This is a genomic window from Enterovibrio qingdaonensis (assembly GCF_028683135.1).
Lineage (GTDB): Bacteria > Pseudomonadota > Gammaproteobacteria > Enterobacterales > Vibrionaceae > Enterovibrio > Enterovibrio qingdaonensis.
In genome coordinates, this window is record NZ_JAJUBB010000028.1 from 19,357 (window position 1) to 37,788 (window position 18,432).

Genomic DNA, 18,432 nt, shown 5'->3' on the forward strand with positions numbered 1-18,432 from the left:
TGCTGTGCCTTTTATGTTTTCATTGACTGGATTCTCTAAACCGCCGGCTCTTTGAAAGCGGCTTAAACGATCAAGACTTCAGTGCTGATGCCAATTCAACAAACGTGTCAGAAACCTGCTCACCAAACAAGGGGTCGCTTAGCTCAGACTCCCATTGAGTCTGCAAGTAATCCCAGTCATCCTTTGTCAGCTGCTTTTTAATTAACGGAAGAATAGCGCGCTCTTCCAACTCAAGGTGCTCGCGCTGGCTCACCACAAATCGATTGAGCTTTTCTGCAAAAAGATCCAATGGAATAACCGCATCCATCAAAATCATATCCACCGTGTCAGCAAACTCGGCAGTTAACCCAGCCAAGCTATCATGCTCAGCGTCTAGGCGTGCCACCTCTTCCGCACCTTTATATTTATCAACGTAATAGTGATAAATCAGGTCTTCCTTAGGATGGTGATATCTTTCCGCATGCTCTTGTAAATAACGCACGGCATCGCGGATCAGGCTGTAATTCACTGACTTCTCGTTTTTAATTGCAGTGAGATTACGGGCGAGAAGTTTAAGTAACTTACTAATATTATTATGATCTTCATGAATGCTACTGATTAGCATAGCGACTCCCTTCCTTTGATTTTTATTCTCCAATTTCATCAGTCTATCCAGCCCACATCGAGATGACTTGCGCATGGTCATTTTTTGTTCAATTAATTGGATGAAGAATCGCCAAAGAAAAAACCCGCGATCCATTTCACTGAATGCGGGCTCTTTTCACAAAGAGGTCAAGCTAAGACAAATGCTAAGCGTCTAAATCAGGTTGCCAATTAACCGTGACTTTGCCCATTTCAGATAACAACCGATTGGTGGAAGAGAAGTGTTTGCAACCGAGGAATCCACGGTGGGCCGATAGTGGGGATGGGTGCGGTGCCTCAAGAACATGGTGACGTTGGCGATCAATCACACGGCCTTTTTTACGCGCATGTGCTCCCCAAAGTAGGAATACAACACCTTCACAATGTTGGTTTACGGCTTCAATAACGCGATCCGTAAACGTCTCCCACCCCAAATGGGCATGAGAATGCGCATTGCCCTGTTCGACCGTCAATACGGTATTCAACAGCAATACACCCTGATCAGCCCAACTTTTCAAATAGCCATGATTCGGAATCGTGAAACCGTCAATGTCCTGCGCCAACTCTTTGTACATATTAACTAAAGACGGCGGCGGCTTAATGCCGGGTAAAACCGAAAAGCAAAGTCCATGTGCTTGGTTCGGGCCATGATATGGGTCCTGCCCTAAGATCACGACCTTCACATCGCTAAGCTCTGTAAAACGAAACGCGTTGAACACATCTTCTTTAGGTGGGTAGATCACTTTGCCTTGTTCGCGCGCTTCAGTCACAAACGTCATCGTGTCTTTAAAGTAATCCTGTTCTTTTTCCTGACCAATCACGTCTTGCCAGGTGGTTACTTGTGTCATTTGTTTCCCAACTTGCGATTATTGTTTAATAGAGCGAGATTCTACGCGCTTATTGAAGAAGATGCTGTGACTTCGAATTGACGCAGGAGACGGATCTCATCCGCCCATTTCTCAGGCTTTATGGTTTCCAAGATAAGCGGGATACCATCAAATCGACTGTCTTGCATGATCACCTCGAAGCAAGGCAAACCAATTTCCCCCTCTCCCAGTGCATGGTGGCGATCCACGCGACTGCCAAATGGTGTTTTAGAGTCATTCAAATGCATGCCTCTTAAGTATTGAAAACCGACTGTTTTTTCAAACTCCGCAAAGGTTTTTTCAGCCGCACTATGCGTACGCAGATCATAGCCCGCCGCGAACGCATGGCATGTATCAATACACACACCCACTCGCTTTTTGTCTTCCACTTGCGCAATGATTGTCGCGAGTTGCTCAAACGACCAACCCAAGTTTGTGCCTTGCCCTGCGGTATTCTCAATCACGGCCACCACGTCAGGGACTTCTTTATGGGCGAGGTTAATCGACTCAGCAATCAATGCTAAACAGACATCTTCACTGATCTTTTTTAAATGACTACCAGGGTGAAAATTCAACAGTGGCAAACCAAGCTGCTGACAACGCTTCATTTCGTCAATGAACGCCTCTCGCGATTTCAGCAATTTTTCTTCTTCCGGCGCACCAAGGTTAATGAGGTATGAGTCGTGGGGAAGAATCGCCTCTGGTGCAAATCCATGCAGACGACAATTCGCCTTAAAGGTCGCAATGGTTTCGCTTTCTAATGCTTTGGCAACCCACTGTCGTTGGTTTTTAGTAAACAACGCAAATGCGTTGGCACCAATTTGTGCAGCGTTAGCCGGTGCTTTGTCTACTCCCCCCGCGGCAGATACATGTGCGCCAATATATTTCATCTCAATTTACTCCCACTTCGTAACCGACAACATTTTAAGTTACTTACTTTGACGATAAACAGGAATTTCATCGCCTTTCCAATACACCATTTTGTAGTAATAAAATTACAAATGTAATTTTTACCAACGACTTTAAATGTTACCAATATGTACATTTTCAAATAGTTAATATTTTCTTGATTCAGAACAAGAAAATCATTGTTCGAATTTTGCATATTTTGGTTGTAATTTGACTAAAATCAAAATAACCTTACAAACATTACGGTATACAAGTACCCAGCTCATCAAAAGTTCGAAAATTAAAATCATCAAAGCCTATCAAGGGGAAAGAATTATGATCACTGGTATTCAGATCACTAAAGCCGCTAACGACGACCTACTGAATTCAATCTGGCTGCTAGACAGCGAGACCAACGAAGCACGTTGTGTTGCTGCAAAAGCAGGCTTCGAAGCAGACCAAGTAATTCCTGCTGCCGATCTGGGTGAGTACGAAAGCCGCGAAATCGCGATCGAAGTACCTGCTAAAATCGAAGGCGGTCAACACCTGAACGTAAACGTTCTGAAGCGTGAAACGCTGGAAGACGCTGCTAAGCACCCAGAAAAATACCCACAGCTGACTATCCGCGTATCAGGCTACGCTGTGCGTTTCAACTCTCTGACTGTTGAACAGCAACGCGACGTTATCGCACGTACTTTCACTAACTCTCTATAATCGACAGTTAGCACGAATACAAAAAAAACCGGCCAATGGCCGGTTTTTTTATATATGGAGCAGTTGTTAGCCCGCCACTTTCATCAAATACTCGCGGAGCTGTGCAAAATCTGCATCTTGTTCGACAGACAACAAATCCATCACTGCATGTTTTGCAAGTGGTCCTGGCAAAGGAATATCTTGCCCTAAGATATCATCCACCGACTCTTTGAATTTTGCTGGGTGCGCGGTACATAAGAACAAACCAAACTCACCATCTTGAAGTTGCTCTTCCAATACACGGTATGCTATCGCGCCATGCGGCTCACACAAATAGCCAGCATCAAACATCGCCTTCAAGGTTTCTGCCGTTTCCGCATCCGTCACGGCACCTGAACCAAGCTCATTCAAACCCCAACCTTTAATTTGGCACAGCTCTTCAATACGCGGCCAGTTGTTTGGCTGACTAACATCCATGGCGTTAGACAATGTTGGAATGGTTGCTTCTGGTGTCCACTCACCGGTTTTCAGGTAGCGTGGCACGGTGTCATTCACATTTGTGGCTGCAATAAAGCGCTTGATTGGCAAGCCAATCGCTTTGGCAAGCAAACCGGCGGTCAAGTTGCCGAAGTTACCACTTGGTACGGCTACAACCAGATTTTCACGCTGCGCTTTAGTTAGCTGAGAAGCCGCTTCGAAGTAGTAACAGATTTGCGCCATTAAACGGCTGATGTTGATTGAGTTAGCCGAATTAAGACCAATCGCTTTACGCAGTTCAGCATCATCAAATGCGTTTTTCACCATCGCCTGACAATCATCGAATGTACCGTTTACGGCCACCGTATGGATATTGCCACCTAGGGTGCAAAAAAGCTTTTCTTGTAACGGGCTGATTTTGCCTTTCGGGTACAAGATAACAACATTGATGTTTTCCATGCCGTAAAACGCATGCGCAACCGCTGCCCCCGTGTCACCTGACGTGGCCGTTAGAATAGTCACCTTGCCACCATCAGTAACCGCCGCCAGTGATTGCGCCATGAAACGGCCGCCAAAGTCTTTAAATGCTAACGTCGGGCCATGGAACAATTCCAACGCACTGATAGTGTCCGTCACTTTTTCAACAGGAGCAGGGAATTGGAACGCACCATCTACCATGCTTCGAACTGTCTCTGCGGAGAGTTCTTCACCAATAAAGGCAGACAAAATCTCGCTGCTGCGGCTAACAAAATCTTTCGCTAGCAACGCATCAACGTCATCAAATGTTGGGAGTTCACTTGGGAAAAACAGGCCTTGGTTGCGACCTAGGCCCTGCTTTACTGCCTGACCAAACGAGACGTTTTCGTCGTTTTCTTTGATGTTGTATAACTTCATAGTTCACTTCCTGTCACTGTCGACCCGGTGTTATCCAATCGACAGATATGGACAAATCCTTCTTCATTCTGAACGTAATTTTCCTGCAGCCATTTGGCAACGCGCTCCGCCACTGCCTTATCGCTGGTAATGCTAAACAGCGTCGGTCCTGATCCGGAGATCCCTGTAGCCAACGCGCCTGCATCTTCTGCATAGTGTCTTGCCTCAGCAAAACCCGGCAGGAGTTTCTCGCGATACGGTTCTGCGACAACATCTTTAATCATGCTTGCCGCCAGTTCGGGTTGACCAGAGTAACAGCCATGGATGAAGCCTGCCAGATGTCGACCATGATTAATCACATCCTGACGACGATATTGCGCAGGCAAAATTGCACGCGCTTCTGCCGTCGGCACCTTAATTCCCGGGTAGGCCATCACCCAATACCACTCATCAAAACATGGCACTTGCTGGCTGATAATCCCCATTTGTTCGACCATCAGTTGCAGGCCGCCTAAATAACAAGGGGCAACGTTATCGTAATGGAGGCTACCAGAAATCGCGGCTTCCATTTCTCCCATCAATGCGAGCAATGTCGTTTCATCTAACACGTCATCATGGAATTTATTGAGTGCATCAAGAGCAGCAACAATAGAACACGCGCTTGAACCTAGACCTGAACCAATCGGCATGTTCTTTTCTAACGTCATGGCGACATTTCGAATGGGTTCACCACGTTTTTCCAGCTCTCGGCGAAAAACTTGGTAGCACTGAAAAACGATATTCTCTTCTGGGTTTTCTGGCAGCTTATCAACAAAGCTACCCACGCAATCAAGCACAAAGGGGGTCGAACCACCGTCTGCCACTTTTACGCGATCGCCCAATAGTGTGCCGTCGATAGGAGATACTGCCGCCCCTAACACATCAAAACCAACGCTGACGTTACCAATTGATGCGGGAGCGTAAACAACAACACTCATGTTATACCCCCAACTTCCAGCCAAGTGTGCGCATCAAGTCGGCAAAGACACCTGCGGCCGTTACCGCTGTGCCCGCACCATAACCTCTTAGCACCAGCGGAATTGGCTGGTAGTAACGGCTGTAGAACGCCAAGGCATTCTCGCCTTCTTTGATTTTGAACATCGGGTCATCAGCATCAACCGCCTGAATTTTCACTGAGCAGTGGCCTTTATCGATACTGCCGACGTAGCGCAGTACTTTGCCTTCCGCACGTGCATCTGCCGCCAATTTATCGAAATACGCATCTGCTTCAGGCAGTTTCGCCATAAATGCAGCCACATCACCAGAGTCGTCAAAGCCAGGTGGCAGTGCAGGCTCTACATCCACGTCTTCCAACTCAAGATGCATCCCGGCTTCACGTGCAAGAATTAGCAGTTTGCGCGCAACATCCATACCTGACAGATCATCGCGTGGATCCGGCTCAGTGAAGCCGCTGTCACGAGCAACACTGGTCGCTTCACTGAAGCTTTGGCCTTCATCCAGCTTGCCGAAAATATGGGAAAGAGAACCAGATAAGATACCGGTGAATTTTTCCAGCTCATCACCTGCTGCGATCAGGTTCTGCAAGTTTTCAATAACTGGCAGACCCGCGCCTACTGTGGTGTCGTACATAAACTTACGGCGAGTCGCACGCGCAGACTTACGTAATTGCTGGTAGTACGCCATACCTGCGGTGTTCGCTTTCTTGTTTGGCGTAATCACGTGGAAACCCGCTGAAAGGAAATCTACGTATTGATCAGCAATAGATTGGTCCGACGTACAGTCGATAAATACGGGGTTAATGAGGTGATTTTGCTGCACCAAACGCACCATACGTGGCAGGCTGAACGGCTCATCGACTGCCGCTAACTCTTCTCGCCAGCTATTGAGGTCGATACCTTTGCTGTCGAGCAACATGCCACGGCTGTTCGCCAGACCACAAACACGAATGACAATGCCTTGGTCAGCCAGTTTCGCTTGCTGACGTTGCACCTGCTCAACGAGCTCGCCACCTACACCACCAACACCAACGATAAATACATCTAGGTAGTGATTAGAGTTAAAGAGGTTCTCGTGACATGCTTTGACCGCTTCAGATACACGGCTATCTGGAATCACCGCAGAGATTGAACGCTCAGAAGAACCCTGCGCAATTGCTACGATATTCACATTCACTTCTGCTAATGATGTGAAGAATTGAGATGCAACGCCTTTAGCTGTGCGCATCGCATCGCCCACTAGCGACACAATCGCGACGTTGTCGACGAACTCAACAGGCTCCAGCAGACCGTCTTTCAATTCAAGCTCAAAGTTTTCCTGAAGTGCACGCATAGCCAATGGCTTATCTTCCGCTTCAATACAGAAGCTGATGCTGTACTCGGAAGACGACTGTGTGATCAATACAACCGACACGCCAGCCGAAGACATCGCGCCAAACACGCGCGCCGCCATGCCCACCATACCTTTCATGCCAGGACCTGACACGTTAACCATGCTCAGCTTGCTTAAGGTGGTAATGCCTTTCACAGCTAGATTGTCTTCGTGGTTGTCGTTACCAATCAAGGTGCCCGCACCCTGAGGGTTGGCGGTATTTTTGATTAGACAAGGAATGTGAAAGCGAGCAATTGGGAGAATAGTTTTCGGGTGAAGCACTTTGGCACCGAAGTAAGAGAGCTCCATTGCCTCTTGGTAGCTCAGCGACTTCAATAGCTTCGCGTCCGGCACTAATCGTGGATCACAACTGTAAACACCATCTACATCCGTCCAGATCTCACAGCACTCTGCGCGAACACACGCCGCCAAAACGGCAGCAGAGTAGTCCGAACCATTGCGGCCCAAAGTGACCAACTCGCCTTGCTCATTTGACGCGGTGAACCCAGGCATCAAACCGATATGATTTGCAGGAATTGGCTCTTTCTTAAAGCGATCCGAAGACACTTCGATATCAACCATCGCTTCAAGGTAGTCACCTTTTGCCTGAAGATAGTGTACAGGGTCAATCACATACGTATTGAAGCCACGTGCTTTCAACAGCTCTGACATGGTAGCAATCGAGAGACGCTCACCTTTGCTGATGATACGGGCATAAATGTTGTCAGGGCAGAGACCCAGTAGCGCAATACCATGGACATATTGCTTGAGTTGAGCCACGGTGCTGTCGAGGGCTTGATACAGAGACGCTTTATTGAAATCTGCTTCCATGTCTGACAAGCCGTCAAACAGGGCTGAGAAAATGGATTGGATCTCTGCGACTTGCAATTCAGCTTCGCCATGTTTGATTGTATTTTCAATCACGTCGACGAGCGCATTGGTGATCTTAGCTGGCGCAGATAGTACCGCCGACACCTCACTTTGACAGGTATTGCTGGTGATGATTTCTGCTGCGCGACTGAATCTCTCGGCATTTGCTAGCGAAGTACCGCCAAACTTTAAAACTCGCATCCTTTCCTCCAACTCCTTGTTAATACCAACCGGACTAATCGTCTGAAGCCGTGTTGGTATAAATCCTATAATCCAGTAATAATCAGGTTAAAAAAAAGCCCGTACCTTATTGGGGTACGGGCCTTTTTTAAAAATTCAGTGCATGTCAGCCCGCACCCTCACACATGGTGATGGTAATCGTGGTAATAATGGTTGTGGTGCCGACTGCGTTAAGCATGGTTAAAAAACCTTTTGTTTTGCCTTTCTATAACGTTTACAGAATGCAGCCATTAAGGTCAACAAAAATTTAAGTTATCTCTCAAAAAAACGCTGTAATTCGCAACTCTTCATTATCAATTTTAAAAGATGAGAAATACCTTAATTTTCTCCACTTAACCTTGCGCAGTCGTTAGTGGCAAGACATAGTTAATTGAATTGAACAGAAAAACAGCGACACCAAAGGAGGGAACCAATGGCAGTTGCAATGACGGAGTTGGTCGCGCAAACCATATTACAAGGCGCAGATGCAATGTACGGTCGCTTTCTGGATGTCACCGCCGGAGCACAAGAGCGTTTTGAACAGCGTGATTGGAAAAGCGTCCAAAAAGCACTTAAAACACGTATCAGCTTCTACGATCATCATGTTGGGCTCGTCAGCCAGCAACTGAAAACCATGCTGACCAAGCAACATGCCACCCGATCCTTCTTGATGGCAGTAAAAGAAGAATACAGCCGATTGCTTGATGACTACCCACGTTATGACATCGCGGAAAGCTTCTTTAACTCCGTCTATTGCAGAATGTTCGACCATCGCAACATCCGACGGGACAAATTGTTTGTAAACAGTTCCCAAGGCGGCCGTATTCCCAAATACCCAACGCCATTGCTAAAACGCTACCCGTCAAAAAACAGTCTCATTCAAACCGTAGAACGCATTCTTGACGACACGCCTTTCACACTCGGCTGGGTCGACAAGGCCAGAGATATACATCGCATCGTAGAAGCCCTTCAGCATACCTTAGGGCCGCAACTGACGGATGAAGTGATCATTGATATGATCCGTGAGCCATTTTTCCGTAATAAGGCAGCCTACTTGATTGGTCGTATCGATATGGCCAATCAGACGCGTCCTCTTGTGATCCCCATTCTGACGAACTCGCAAAATCAGCTTTATGTCGATGCCTGCATTGTCGACTCCGACGACGTCAGCGTAATTTTCGGCTTCGCGCGCTCATATTTCATGGTTTATGCCCCCGCTCCTGCGACCTTGGTCGACTTCCTCGGCCAGTTAATGCCTCATAAAACACCCTCTCAACTTTACACATCCATCGGGTGTCAAAAACATGGCAAAACAGAACTGTATCGTGAGTTCCTCCTTCATATGGAGCATTCGGACGACCAGTTTGTTGTTGCTCCCGGCATTAAAGGCATGGTGATGTCCGTGTTCACGCTGCCATCCTATGGCTTCGTTTTCAAAATCATCAAAGACAGATTTGCGCCCCAAAAAGACATTACCCATGCCATGGTCAAAGAAAAGTATAAGTTGGTTAAAGAACACGATCGTGTTGGGCGAATGGCGGATACCCTTGATTATCGGAACTATATATTTCCCCGCCATCGCTTCAGTAATGAACTGATAGACGAACTGCTTCAGGTCGCTCCGTCAAACATCAAACTGACCAGCAAAGAGATCCACATACGACACCTCTACATGGAACGTCGCATGATCCCGCTTAACATCTACCTCGAACAAGCTGACGATGCCGAGCTTCGCGAAGCGGTACAGGAATATGGTGACGCCATTAAACAGTTAGCCGCCGCCAACATCTTCGCCGGCGATATGCTGTTCAAGAACTTCGGCGTATCAAGGCATAGCCGTGTCATTTTCTATGACTATGATGAAATTTCTTATCTCACCGAAGTCAATTTCAGACGCATCCCGCCTCCGCGCTTCCCAGAGGACGAAATGGCGGCTGAACCTTGGTATAGCGTTGGTGAGTATGATGTTTTCCCAGAGGAGTTTCGCACCTTCTTGCTGATCAACCCCAAGATACGTGCACTCTTTGATGAGCTGCATGCAGACCTGTTCGATGCAGACTATTGGAAGGAGTTGCAAAACAACATCCAACACGGCCAATTCAATGATGTCTTTCCTTACAGTGACGAGTGCCGATTTACCAATTTATAAAATTGCGAGCAACATAGTGTACCGTCAAAAAAGCACCACTATTCATGCATATAAATTGCTCATATATTAGTCGTCATGAGGTATGGCAATGTAATGCCGGAGCAATGTCACAATACAAAAATTGTGTTCAAAATATGCGCATTCTGCTTTATCCAAAATGAGACAAGTGATCTAAAATAACAATTCAGTCTAATAAAAACGAATCAGGGAAGGAGGCTCAATGAGAAGATTATTGCTTGCCATCACCCTGCAATTAGTGGCTTTTTTTGCAATCGCGCAGGGTTCGTTACCGCTGTATGAATATGTTGAAGAGAACAACAAGCCTTGGTTTTCAAACTCGTTAAAAACAGGAAACCAAAGTTTTGATACGTGGACGATAAGTAGTGGATACCACTATCCCGTTCATGAAAAAATTAACGTGTTTCTTGCAACAGAGTTGACCACAGACTCGGTGATTTCGTCTGGAGCCAAGGGCGTATCGAGTGGGGTCCAGTTTAATGTTAACGAAGCACTAAGCTTTGACAGTAGTATTCAAGCAGAGCGTGTGAATGAAGAGACCATTGGCGTCTTTGGAATGAGCAGCACGTTTAAAATTACTGACACATTAAATCTTGAAGCAAAAGTAGACTATAACTTCAACCAGATGCCTGAAAACTCAACGAATTATCAATTAGGTGTCGGCTACCGTTTCTAGTCGAATCTGGATATAAAAAACCGCCTGCTGTAGGCGGTTTTTTTTGACGGTTAAAGACTGGAAACTGCTTTTAACGGTATCTCGCTAACAACAACACCGTTTTTATCCGCATAAAGGTAATTGCCGGATTCAATAAGAATCCCCCCAATTCGCAAGCTAGCACCAATTTCGCCTTTCCCTTTCTTCTCTGTTTTAATGGGACAAACACCCAAAGCTTTAACCCCCAGAGGCATGCCACTTAAGGCTGCTGCATCACGCACTGCACCATACACAACTACACCATTCCAACCATTTTTGACCGCTTTCTCAGCCAGTAAATCTCCCAACAAAGCGCGGTTGAGATTACCATGCCCATCAATGACTAAAATCCGTCCTTCACCGGGAGATGCTACTAGCTCTCTAACCATGGAGTTGTCTTCGTAGCAGCGCAAGGTTTCCACTTTCCCGCTAAAGATGTGTTTTCCGCCATAATCTTGCCACTGAATTGGCACCCAAGTGACGGTGCCTTCAAACTCATCACACAAATCAGGCAAGAGATCATCCATGTCTTATCCCCTCATAATAACGCCGCGATGGTACATGCCTCTAAACCTAGCAAGGATCTGAAACCTGATCGCAGTTACGTCTTCAAAGTGGGAGATGACAACAGGTGCAAGTTGCTAGGTGGCAAAATTCCTCCGCCATCATTGCTTACAGCAAAACGACCAATAAGTGCCGCCGAAAACGAATGACATGAAAAGTTTAATCTAGCGAAAGATGATAATAATTTAGATTATTATTCCAGTTAAAAACTGAAGATATAAAAGACAACAACAATACAAAGACCTTATAAAGCGAGTAAATACGTGAGGTTTAAACCATAAAAGCTGTGATATCGCCGAAGTTATTGAATCGAAGATATTGACCAAGATCTAGCAAAATGCTCTGATACCCTAACCTTCAATGTCTGCCGTTACACATTGTTCACAGCTGTTGTAATAGTACGAAAAGGTTGAAACCCACTTTTAATAATTACAACGAAATTTACCGCGCGATCACTAATATCGTGGAGTTTTTGAGCGAGATTGACGTATATCAATAAAGCTTAAAAAAAATTGCGTTGATTTATTACTAAATATTGTTAGCACGCTGTTAAATGAATACAATCGTGCTATCCAATGGATTTGCTGACCAAAGAGTCTTGATTGGTAGCATACAGAACGGTGATGCAAATTCGCGTTCACCTTCTCTAAGGATGGCGTTTGATACAGAGAAGTATGTTCGATCGCTGAGAATTACGCTTTTGATATACTTTTCTTGTTTGTAAGTTTTCTTCACAGTGTAATGTTACGCTGTGACTGTTATGCCAGATTTTTTAAGAAATTAGGTAACGCCAATGCAAACCCCTCATATTCTGATTGTTGAAGACGAGCACGTAACTCGTAACACGCTAAAAAGCATCTTCGAAGCAGAAGGTTATACCGTTCTAGAAGCCAATGATGGCGAAGAAATGCACCAAGTGCTTTCCAACAATCAGGTTAACCTGGTGATCATGGACATTAACCTTCCAGGCAAAAACGGCTTGTTGCTGGCTCGCGAACTGCGTGAGCAAGGCGATATGGCTCTGATGTTCCTGACTGGCCGTGACAACGAAGTTGATAAGATCCTGGGCCTTGAAATCGGTGCGGATGATTACATCACCAAACCATTCAACCCACGTGAACTGACTATCCGTGCTCGCAACCTGCTAACTCGCGCAATGAACCAAGGTTCACCGCTAGAAGACAAGCGTTCAGTTGACCGCTATGTGTTCAATGGTTGGGTTCTGGATATCAACAGCCGTTCATTGATCAGCCCAGACAACGAGCAATTTAAACTGCCTCGTTCTGAGTTCCGTGCACTGCTTCACTTCTGTGAAAACCCAGGCAAAATCCAAACGCGCGCAGATCTTCTGAAGAAGATGACTGGACGCGAGCTTAAGCCACACGATCGTACCGTTGACGTTACGATTCGCCGCATCCGTAAGCACTTTGAATCTTTTGGTGATACACCAGAGATCATTGCGACTATCCACGGTGAAGGCTACCGCTTCTGTGGTGAACTGGAAGATTTCTAATCCTTCCTGTTGGCATTTAAAAAAGCCCGCTAATGCGGGCTTTTTTGTTTTTTACTTCTTACTGTAATCGTCTAACCACTGTTTCAGCACGCCCAGATCGTGCGAATAACCATTTTTGATTTCATCAACCCAGTCAGCGATATTCTCCCACCAAGCAGGAAGCTCTGGCGACTGTGCCTGTTGCGCGACTTTTTGGATATGTTTGAGGCCAATAGACCCTGCTGCACCTTTGATTTTATGTGCTTCGCTGGCGATGCCGTCTTGGTCTTTCGCCGTCATATTACTGTCTAGGATCTTGAGGTACTCAGGCATAACCTGCTCAAACATCTCAATGCTCTTATAGACTGGCTCAGCCCCAACAATGTCGACGTAGGAGGTGAGCATTCCTAGGTCAAGCAAAGTATCGACCACCTCGCTACCGATGATGTTCGGCTCTTCGTGTTTAACCTCACCAGAAATAGGACACTGCAACGCCAAGCGTTCGATGACACCAGCAACAGCAACAACACTAATTGGCTTGCTGATTGCGTCGTCCATTCCCTTTTTGATGTATTCGGTCTTGTCCTTAATCACGTTCGCGGTTAACGCTACGAGTGGTGGCAGTGCTTTGCCACTGTCTCTTAAGGTTTTTGCAATATCAAAGCCTGTCATATCCGGCAATTGAATATCGAGCAGCAACAGATCGTAGGTCTGTTGCTCAAACATCGACAGTGCTTCTTTACCATTTCTCGCCACCAAAACAGTATGCCCCAAGCTTTCTAACAGATTCTTGGCAACCGTAATGTTCAGCTCAATATCTTCAACTAAAAGGATCTGAAGCGGACTTTGCTCTTCTTTCACGGTTTCAACGTTTTCAGCATGCTCACAAAGCGGAACCGATAAGGTCAATGTAAAGACACTTCCTTCTCCAACATCGCTGTCGACGGTGATATCGCCATCCATCAACCTTGCCAACTGACGAGATACGGCAAGGCCAATGCCAGTTCCCACCGCATGTAAGTTGTCCTCTCCTTGCTTGACCTGATAGTACATAGCAAAAATTTTGTTCTGCTCTTCCGGCGGAATACCGATACCGCTGTCTTCAATATCGAATTCCAAATGCGCTACGTCATCTTCAACGTCGCAGCGAACTGCCACATTTACAGCACCCTGCTTGGTAAATTTCACAGCATTGCCAACCAGATTCCAAAGAATCTGACGAAGCCTTGTCGCATCGACTTTAATAGAGGAAGGCAAGTCAGTTAGGCGATCTAAGCTAAAACGAAGCCCTTTCTGTTCCGCCATCAAGCCACTGATATTTTCTATTTCAGAAACGAAATCATGAAAATCGACAGGCTGAGGAGAGAGTTCCAAGCGGCTGCGATCAGACTTGTCTAGATCGATAATGTCATTGAAAATATTGCCGAGGGTTATCGCACTGACATGAATGGTTCGCAAGTGCCCCATTTGCTCACCCGTCAGCTTGGTCTCAAGCAGCATGCGGCTCAATCCAACAATGCCATTAAGAGGGGTGCGAAGCTCGTGACTAATGGTTGAAATAAACGCTGTTTTATCTCGGCTCGCTTTTTCCAAGGCATCTTGATAGCGTTTCCGCTCGGTGATCTCACGACCAAAACCGACAATCCCCAGACGTCGTCCATCACGCGCATAAAACGGCAGTTTTCGAAGCTCAAAGTACGCTTTCGTCCCGTCGGTATATTCCAACCACTGCTCATAGGTCAGAGAAACGCTGTTATCAAAGACCTGCTGGTCAGTCTCTACAACTTTACTGGCCACATCCTCGCTGTACACATCCCAAGGTGTCAGGCCAACAAGGTCTTTCTCCTTCTTACCGGTCAGCTCTTCCATTGCCTTATTACAACCAGAGAACTGACCTTTTTCATTGCGGTAGTAGATCAGATCAGGTGATGCATCAATAAATGAACGCAACAGTGCCGTTTGTTCTGCAAGATCGAGTTGCGCTTTTTCACGTTGGTAGACCTCGTTTTCCAGATCTTCCATTGCCTCTTCACGCGCTTCCTCTGCCCGCTTTCGCTCCTCGATCTCTTGATTGAGCTGAGTGATGTTGTCCGTTAACTGTCGATTAAGTTCCATGTCTCGGGAACGCATCTCTTCCAGTTTTGATACAAGTTTTGAAAGGCGCTGACGTGATTCTTCAAGCTGATCAACCACGACAGAAAGAAAATAGACGGCCCAAGGGGTAATGAGTAGGCCAAAGAAAACAGAGCGAATGATGTCACTGTTATGCACAGTGCCATTTAAAAATAACGTAATCCCTATCTGCACCAGCACGGCGAGTGCCACAAGTGCTAATGCCAACAGCATGCTAAAGCGCACAAGTCCCAGCTTAACAAGCAAATCGACATAATATTGCGCTAAGAGTTTAATTTGCTTCATTGAACTTCCCGATCATCACGAACTGAAGACATGATAGCGGTGAGCAACCTGAAGCTAAAGAAAAAGGGAATGAATCTGCGGTTACAGTGCTGCAATCGAGAGAATAATGCTAACTCGCATCGGCCAATTCTTTGTTATTGATGGCGATTTGGTTCCTGCCAGCGTTTTTCGCGCGATATAATGCCTTATCAGCCAATGAGACAAGTTCGCCATAATCTTGGCCGGCTCGAGGCAGGACAGTCGCAATACCTTGGCTTAAGGTTAAACGTTCTGATATTCCCGAAAATTCATGTGTAATGTTGGCCGCGGCCAATTCTGTCGCAATATTTTCCGCCACATGAATCGCGCCACTTTCTGTCGTATTAGGCAGCAAAATCGCAAATTCTTCGCCGCCATATCTTGCTACCGCATCGAGCGGTCTGCGGATGACATGCTGAAAGACATCGGCCACTTTACGTAACGCTGAATCCCCACGTTGATGACCATAGTTGTCGTTATACGGTTTGAAAAAGTCGATATCACAAAGAATAAGCGACAAAGGCTCCCCCTCACGAATGTGTGAGTGCCACATTTTTACCAGTTGCTCATCAAAACTTCTGCGGTTAGCAACCTTCGTTAAACCATCGACAAAACTCAGCTCTTCCAACTCCATGATCGCGTCCGCCAGTTGCTGCTGTGTCGCTTTACGCTCCGTCACATCTCGCGCAATCACAAGCACACCAGACGTTTCATCGGTTGGGTCAACAAATTGGGTCTTGGTCAGTTCATACCACACCATGCTGCCGTCGCGTTTCATCACCAAATCTTCGTATTTAACCGTCTGGCCACTTTCAATAACGGGTTTATCCATCTTCTGATGCTGAGCGAGGATTTCAGGTTCAACGATTTCTTCCGCCAACTCCCCTTCCAAATCATCATGGGGAGAACCCATTGCTTCTGCAAACGCAGGATTACCGCCGAGAAACTCGTAGTGTTTGGTATATATCCCGATAGGGTCGACGCTAGCTTGGAATATTGAGGTCAGTAAGTTGCTGTGCTTTTTAAGTTGTTGCTCAACTTCATGCCTCGCCTGAATCTCTTGCTCCATCACCTGACGCATCATGTGCCAATTGGTCACATCATGGCTAATACTCAAGGTGCCATATATATGATTGTCTGTGTCTCTCAATACGGTTTGGCTGGTTTCTAACAGGCAACTGTCACCATTCGGATTGGTGGTCCAGCTTTGTTGTGTCCGGCGTCCGGCGATGTCTTCACTGGTATTGAAGAAAAGTCCCTCTTCTTCCCGACCTTTCCAGAAGCGATCAAATGCCTGATTTGTCCCTACGACCTTGCCTTCTCTATCTTGGAAGCAAACCAGTTCCGCCAAGGAGTTGATCACGGTACGAAATATTTGGTTGTCATCGTTAACAAAAGGCTCGCTATAAACACTTTCAGACTCAGGCTCTAAAGAAACAATCCACGCATGTTTGCCTTTACACCAAATCGGCAATCCCGAGAATCTGGCGTAGCGAGGAACTTTATGTGAGAAAGATGTGCGAATATCTGCAGTGACATCAATAAACGGAGTGGGCCATCGACGATGGCGTAGCATGTGCGCAATAGCATTTCGCTCCTGCTCACTACGCATGCGAAAGTCACCATGTTCAGTGTCAATATCGTATAAGCGGATAAAACTGCGATTGGCATAAAAAATGCGCCCATCGGTATGGGAGACGATAGCTTTAGGGGAATGAAGATTAGACAGGTAGGATTGCCAGTTTTTCAGCGATACAACACGCTTACGCGATGCCCATAACGCCCCAATTAGAAACCCTACCAAAATCAGTACTATGCCAATTGGCCAGTCAATCATTCAATCATCCTTTGCTATGACCAGTTAATGTTGCTATGCATTTTTGCATCAACATCACGGATTTATCTTGCCACACGCAGATGAAAGAAAACGAACGTGCTCAACTTATTTTGCGAGCTATCAAACGGTAGTCACATTATCCTGAAATATGAAACGGGACTCCTATCAAGGTTCCTTGAGGCCCTTTTTCTGTCAACACTCGCGCCAAACCTGTCATCGCCAACCATCGATTCTCACACCACTGAGGAGCAAGTAATGTTGGTCTACGTGCGCTTGCCGATACTCGGTGATACACAACCTCGGCCGGTGTGCGCAAAATCATTTCTGATGCACTTTCCACATAATCTTCGAGAGAGATTGCTGTCAGGCGGTCTGCACGCCAAGACTTTGCCATAACGCTACCTTCAACAATATGAAGCGGATGCAGTTTAATCCCTTCAACGCCCGTATCAACAACACGTTCGATGGTATGGATGTGGTCATCCTTAGTATCTCCAGGCAAACCAACAATCAAATGTGTACACACATTTAATCCCAACGCACGCGCTTTTCGGGTGATTTTGTCATAGCAGGCAAAATCATGACCACGATTTATGCGCTGCAATGTCTTGTCGTTGGCCGTTTGCAAACCCAGTTCTAACCAAATCTCATATCCCTGATCTTTGTAGCTAGCCAATAGTGCCAGAACCTCATCAGGAACACAGTCAGGTCGAGTGCCAACACAAAGGCCAACGATATCTGCGGTTTTCAGTGCTTCTTCGTACATTGCTTTTAGTTTTTCAACTTCCGCATATGTACTGGTATAGGCTTGAAAATACGCCAAATAGCGTTTAGCGCGGTTGACCTCTTGCGCACGCTGAGAGAGCTGATCGGTAACCGAAAGCTGCTGAGCAGTTTCATCCGCAAAAGATGCCACATTACAGAACGTGCAACCGCCACGGCCTAAAGTGCCATCACGATTTGGACAATTGAAACCGCCGTGGAGCGTAAGTTTGTGAACTTTTTCGCCATACCTGCGTTGTAAATCCTGACCAAAGGTATTCACCAAATGATGCAGTTCCATCGTCTACCGCCTATAAATTCGTGTCGTTCAAAAAAGCGGCGGATTCTAACACTGAAAACCCGTGTAAAAGCTCGATTGCGTCAATGTTGTTTGAAGTATTTCTGCCTAGAAATGAAACTTTACTACATTTCATTCACATCCATTTTTTCACCAAACTCTTATCTTTCCCTGAATATTCACAAGCAAGTGCCCAGATCGATTTTTTATTCATATATTGCGAAAACTTACGCTAACTCAGGTTCTTTTCCTGTTATCAAAAAGCAAGTTTTTATGGTAATTAAATTTCGAAATATGTAGGATAGCTA

General features: G+C 46.1%; 14 protein-coding genes and 1 other annotated feature. Of the genes, 4 read left to right on the forward strand and 10 right to left on the reverse strand.

What is annotated here, in order from left to right; all coding sequences use genetic code 11:
* Positions 1 to 70: 70 nt before the first annotated feature.
* The 3 genes from LRP49_RS23085 to nfo all read right to left on the reverse strand — a co-directional run bounded on the left by LRP49_RS23085 (position 71) and on the right by nfo (position 2,377).
* The gene (locus LRP49_RS23085; protein WP_274145733.1) at positions 71 to 604 is read right to left on the reverse strand and encodes a hemerythrin domain-containing protein; all 534 of its coding nucleotides are present in this window, start codon (positions 602 to 604) and stop codon (positions 71 to 73) included.
* Positions 605 to 788: 184 nt separating this feature from the next.
* A complete protein-coding gene (ung, locus tag LRP49_RS23090) occupies positions 789 to 1,469 on the reverse strand; it encodes a uracil-DNA glycosylase (RefSeq protein ID WP_274145735.1) in 681 nt (226 codons plus the stop codon).
* A 41-nt stretch (positions 1,470 to 1,510) separates the two neighbouring features.
* Positions 1,511 to 2,377 carry a deoxyribonuclease IV gene (nfo, locus tag LRP49_RS23095; protein ID WP_274145737.1) on the reverse strand — a complete coding sequence of 289 codons (867 nt, stop codon included), beginning with the start codon at positions 2,375 to 2,377 and terminating at the stop codon, positions 1,511 to 1,513.
* 334 nt (positions 2,378 to 2,711) lie between these two features.
* Between nfo and grcA the strand changes: the two genes are divergently transcribed.
* The gene (grcA, locus tag LRP49_RS23100; protein ID WP_067420127.1) at positions 2,712 to 3,089 is read left to right on the forward strand and encodes an autonomous glycyl radical cofactor GrcA; all 378 of its coding nucleotides are present in this window, start codon (positions 2,712 to 2,714) and stop codon (positions 3,087 to 3,089) included.
* A gap of 66 nt (positions 3,090 to 3,155) precedes the next feature.
* On the opposite strand, the gene thrC is transcribed toward grcA, so the two are convergent.
* The 3 genes from thrC to thrA are packed head-to-tail and all read right to left on the reverse strand — an operon-like array spanning position 3,156 to position 7,856.
* Positions 3,156 to 4,439 carry a threonine synthase gene (gene thrC, locus LRP49_RS23105; protein ID WP_274145740.1) on the reverse strand — a complete coding sequence of 428 codons (1,284 nt, stop codon included), beginning with the start codon at positions 4,437 to 4,439 and terminating at the stop codon, positions 3,156 to 3,158.
* Positions 4,436 to 5,395: a homoserine kinase gene (gene thrB, locus LRP49_RS23110; RefSeq protein ID WP_274145742.1), complete on the reverse strand. Its 960-nt coding sequence runs from the start codon at positions 5,393 to 5,395 to the stop codon at positions 4,436 to 4,438. Before thrB ends, thrC begins: the two co-directional genes overlap by 4 nt.
* Position 5,396: 1 nt before the next feature.
* Entirely contained in the window at positions 5,397 to 7,856 is a 2,460-nt protein-coding gene (thrA, locus tag LRP49_RS23115) for a bifunctional aspartate kinase/homoserine dehydrogenase I (protein WP_274145744.1), read from the reverse strand.
* 88 nt (positions 7,857 to 7,944) lie between these two features.
* Positions 7,945 to 8,063 (reverse strand) — a sequence feature (Thr leader region).
* 244 nt (positions 8,064 to 8,307) lie between these two features.
* Here thrA and aceK point away from each other — a divergent pair.
* Together aceK and LRP49_RS23125 are read left to right on the forward strand one after the other, a co-directional pair.
* Complete coding sequence (gene aceK / locus LRP49_RS23120) at positions 8,308 to 10,023, forward strand: bifunctional isocitrate dehydrogenase kinase/phosphatase (protein ID WP_274145746.1); 1,716 nt, start codon at positions 8,308 to 8,310, stop codon at positions 10,021 to 10,023.
* 220 nt (positions 10,024 to 10,243) lie between these two features.
* On the forward strand, positions 10,244 to 10,717 hold the full coding sequence (locus LRP49_RS23125; RefSeq protein WP_274145748.1) for a hypothetical protein: 474 nt from the start codon (positions 10,244 to 10,246) through the stop codon (positions 10,715 to 10,717).
* 50 nt (positions 10,718 to 10,767) lie between these two features.
* On the opposite strand, the gene LRP49_RS23130 is transcribed toward LRP49_RS23125, so the two are convergent.
* Positions 10,768 to 11,262, reverse strand: coding sequence for a putative 4-hydroxy-4-methyl-2-oxoglutarate aldolase (locus tag LRP49_RS23130; RefSeq protein WP_274145750.1), 495 nt, complete (start codon positions 11,260 to 11,262; stop codon positions 10,768 to 10,770).
* A gap of 830 nt (positions 11,263 to 12,092) precedes the next feature.
* Here LRP49_RS23130 and arcA point away from each other — a divergent pair.
* Positions 12,093 to 12,812 (forward strand): two-component system response regulator ArcA, encoded by a 720-nt coding sequence (gene arcA, locus LRP49_RS23135; protein ID WP_274145752.1) that lies wholly within the window; start codon positions 12,093 to 12,095, stop codon positions 12,810 to 12,812.
* A gap of 51 nt (positions 12,813 to 12,863) precedes the next feature.
* Here arcA and arcB read toward each other — a convergent pair whose 3' ends face one another.
* The 3 genes from arcB to mnmL all read right to left on the reverse strand — a co-directional run bounded on the left by arcB (position 12,864) and on the right by mnmL (position 18,127).
* The gene (gene arcB / locus LRP49_RS23140; RefSeq protein WP_274145754.1) at positions 12,864 to 15,209 is read right to left on the reverse strand and encodes an aerobic respiration two-component sensor histidine kinase ArcB; all 2,346 of its coding nucleotides are present in this window, start codon (positions 15,207 to 15,209) and stop codon (positions 12,864 to 12,866) included.
* 109 nt (positions 15,210 to 15,318) lie between these two features.
* The gene (locus tag LRP49_RS23145; protein WP_274145756.1) at positions 15,319 to 17,064 is read right to left on the reverse strand and encodes a sensor domain-containing diguanylate cyclase; all 1,746 of its coding nucleotides are present in this window, start codon (positions 17,062 to 17,064) and stop codon (positions 15,319 to 15,321) included.
* Between the two features lie 136 nt (positions 17,065 to 17,200).
* A complete protein-coding gene (gene mnmL / locus LRP49_RS23150) occupies positions 17,201 to 18,127 on the reverse strand; it encodes a tRNA modification radical SAM protein MnmL/YtqA (protein ID WP_274145758.1) in 927 nt (308 codons plus the stop codon).
* Between the last annotated feature and the right edge of the window lie 305 nt (positions 18,128 to 18,432).